The organism is Mesorhizobium sp. P5_C1 (assembly GCF_054049815.1).
Genome location: NZ_JBFULQ010000619.1, coordinates 1 through 3015, shown reverse-complemented (window position 1 = coordinate 3015; position 3015 = coordinate 1). Strand labels below are relative to the sequence as shown.

The 3015-nt window shown below is 57.9% G+C and carries 3 protein-coding genes and 2 pseudogenes; 2 read left to right on the top strand and 3 right to left on the bottom strand.

Going from position 1 to position 3015, the window contains the following annotated elements; all coding sequences use genetic code 11:
• Positions 1-133: pseudogene (locus ACXJ7R_RS28915) on the bottom strand (DUF2062 domain-containing protein); the annotation flags it as partial.
• A gap of 155 nt (positions 134-288) precedes the next feature.
• Positions 289-894: a BA14K family protein gene (locus ACXJ7R_RS28910; protein ID WP_457154810.1), complete on the bottom strand. Its 606-nt coding sequence runs from the start codon at positions 892-894 to the stop codon at positions 289-291.
• Between the two features lie 203 nt (positions 895-1097).
• Here ACXJ7R_RS28910 and ACXJ7R_RS28905 point away from each other — a divergent pair.
• Positions 1098-1295, top strand: a pseudogene (locus tag ACXJ7R_RS28905) (PAS domain S-box protein); the annotation flags it as partial.
• Positions 1296-2018: 723 nt separating this feature from the next.
• Positions 2019-2504 carry a hypothetical protein gene (locus ACXJ7R_RS28900; RefSeq protein ID WP_457154809.1) on the top strand — a complete coding sequence of 162 codons (486 nt, stop codon included), beginning with the start codon at positions 2019-2021 and terminating at the stop codon, positions 2502-2504.
• Positions 2505-2623: 119 nt separating this feature from the next.
• Here ACXJ7R_RS28900 and ACXJ7R_RS28895 read toward each other — a convergent pair whose 3' ends face one another.
• Entirely contained in the window at positions 2624-2746 is a 123-nt protein-coding gene (locus ACXJ7R_RS28895) for a hypothetical protein (RefSeq protein WP_457154811.1), read from the bottom strand.
• Positions 2747-3015: the final 269 nt, after the last annotated feature.

Below are 3015 nucleotides of genomic sequence, written 5' to 3'. Positions count from 1 at the left end.
CGTGTGGAGTGGCATTCAGGCGCAGAATGCGCTTCGAAAAATATTGAAGCGAGCGTGAGAACGACCGGCGCGGCCACACATAAGTGCGTAAGCGCTCGAAGAGACCATCAGGATTTCGGCGTCTAAAGAGCACTCTCTTGCCCACTTACAATGCAGTCTGGAGTTGATCCGATTGATGTCGTCTCTTTAAAAAAGCAACCTTCTGAATTTGAACCAGCCAGGAGCACCGTTGAGGATTGCAAGCACGATCGGGCACCGCCTTGCCGGTGAGTCGGCAAGCAGCGTGCCCTATTCGCACTGGCGCCGCGGCCCGCCGGAATAGGGCTGGTAGCTGTTGTCTTCGGGACGGTAGGATCGGTAGCGGCTGAAGCAGGATTGGACGTGGTCGTCCGAAAGGTCTGCTGTTGCAACCAGAGGGCCGGCGCCTTCGACATAGCTAACTTCGGTGGGCTGTTGCGCGCCCAGGTCGGCGGCGATGATGTCCAGATAGGGCGACAGGCAGGGCCGCCGCTGGCCGCTATAGGACCTGTAGCTGTTGTCGTCGGGATTGTAGGAGCGGTAGCGGTCCGCGCACCAGCTGACATGGGCAGGTGGCAGCCTGACTTCCTGCTCGCCAGCGCCTGGCGCCACCGCGCTCGTATTGGTCGGATCGGGCGCCTGCACCGTCGCGGCGACGTCGGGCGCCGCAGGCTGCGCGGCAGCCACGCGCTCCAGGCCCTGCGCGGCCTTATCGACGGCCTGTGCGTCCTTGGTCCAAAGCTGCGAGACACTGTCGGCGGGCTTCGCCTGATGCACGGGCTTTGCGACAATCAGCCAAGCAGCGAAAGCTAGCCCGCTGGCGAAGACCGCAAGGGTCAGCATGAAGCCACTGACCAGTGCCAAAACCGCTTTCATCACACACTCCTTGAGACCCAGCTAATAGAATGCGGAGCGTCGGGACTGGTTCCAGCAAGCGCGACCGCGCATCGTGTTGGCGTGTCTCCCTGCACGAGCGTATACCAGATCACGCGGTAAAGACGTCAGAGGCACAATGAGCTGTTGCCACGTGGAACAAAGTGCTCAGTAGCTTTATGAGTGCAAAGCACTAAATAGCGCAGATGCCTGACAAAAATCACCGAAACCCACAGCTCTCCCAGACCGCTGCAGAGCAGCTGGTTCAAAGTGTCGTCGATTATGCAATATTCATGCTCGATACCGAGGGCAGGATTCAGAGTTGGAACACTGGTGCAGAGCGAATCAAGGGCTACACCGCTGGTGAGATCATCGGCGAACATTTCTCGCGTTTCTATACGGAATGACATCATCGATGAGAGTCGGCCGGGGCGACACCCACGGGATCGAACCGCAGGCTGCGCAAAGAAACAAAGCGCACAAGATTGCCAAGTGCATCGGTGAGTGCCAGGATTTTGGTTGTCAAGCCGCCCTTGGCCTATGGCCTGGCTTTAAGTCCCCCTTTTGCGCCCTGTCCCTGCGGTGGACCTTGACGATTCCATATCCGGTTCATCCGAACAGGCTCGAAAAGTCGATGAAAACATCAGCTTTGAGCCAAGCCGGGTAGCGCTTGAAAACGGTGTTCCAGCTCCCGAAGAAGGCTGGAAGATCGTGGGCGCGTTTTCGCCTACCAGTATCCAACCGGATCCGGTCGTGAATCTTCCGCTTTCTTACATCCAAACCAGGTCAATGCCTGACCTTGCGGGGTGCTCGCTTCCGCATCAACTTGTTGAATGCATAATGAGGATGATAATTGGAATCGGAATACGGAGGAGCCAGAGCAAGATGCCGCGCCCATGAGAACCTCCCCACCGAAATGATTGGTTCCAACAAAAAGCCCGCTGCCTGGAAGAATCAGCGGGCTTGGTATGGTGCCGGCCGTCGTGGGGACATCTCCCGACGAGAAACGCACCGGGTTTCCAGTGGATTTGTTGACGTCAAGAAATACTGCGCTCTGGATAGCGGAACCAGATGCTCTCAACGAGATTGCATAGTCTCCACCGAAAAGACGGCACCAGGGGGCCGCTTTGGATCTCGACCGCGAAGTTCGACACAAATCCGCAGACGTCGACGACCACGTCTTAGCCGACGTGTTGGTGGCCTTACAAAAGCGAGTGAAAGTCAGCCGCGATTTCGATATTCCCTATATTGCTAGATATAGCGGCGATGGGAAGACGGTTTACATCGACCGCCACCTGCCGCGAACGATGGTTGGAGGCCGGGAAGTCAGGCTGGCGCCCTTCTTGGTCACACACGAAATCGTGGAAAAGGCGTTATTGGATGAGCTTCGGCTCCACTACCTTCATGCCCACCAAATCGCGCTGCGTGCCGAACGCGATGCCGTCAGGGGCGCAGGGGTGACGTGGAGGGCATACCAAGCGGTGATGAAAGCCCATGAGAAAGCGATTGATGAGGAGAGCCTTAAGAATGTCCCGGGCGATCTCGACTTAACGCCCTACGAGGATTTGGACGATTACGCACTGCTTGACCGGCTGGTTAAAGCCGCTCGTTGACGGGGTTCGGGCGGTCTATTTGCGCATATGGCATGCTCAACTGAGGTTAGTGATGCGTGTCGGAGTTCGGAGGCGCACCACGCCCGAGCAAACAGTTGCTCCCTTCTATTTCAGGGCCGTCAAGTCGAGGATAGCGTGCAACGCGCCGGCAAGCAGCTCGCCGCGGTCGCGTCACCGATCCCCGGTATCTCGGTGAGTGCGCCGGCGGCAATGATTCGATCAAGCGGTTGCGACAGCGCCATCAGACTGTCTGCCGCGCGCAAGTATGCCTTGGTGCGATAGGGATTGTCGCCGCGCATAGACGCCCCCTTGCGCATATTCCCGCAAAAGACTGGCGACAGTCCTCGGATCGATCTTTGCCATGGCTACAGCCAAACGAGGCCGATGTCCGCAGGTTCCAATCAGGCAAGGCCATAGCGCTTCGTTGCTCTTTAAATCCCGGCTTTACTGGCTCCTCCCGCGTCGAACGCTACAGATTGGGCAAGGATTGGTCAGCGCGACCCCATCCTAC

Bases quoted from the DNA above. Each gene is read 5' to 3' on its own strand.
- ACXJ7R_RS28910 (WP_457154810.1), bottom strand. From the start codon at position 894: ATGAAAGCGGTTTTGGCACTGGTCAGTGGCTTCATGCTGACCCTTGCG.
- ACXJ7R_RS28895 (WP_457154811.1), bottom strand. From the start codon at position 2,746: ATGGCGCTGTCGCAACCGCTTGATCGAATCATTGCCGCCGGCGCACTC.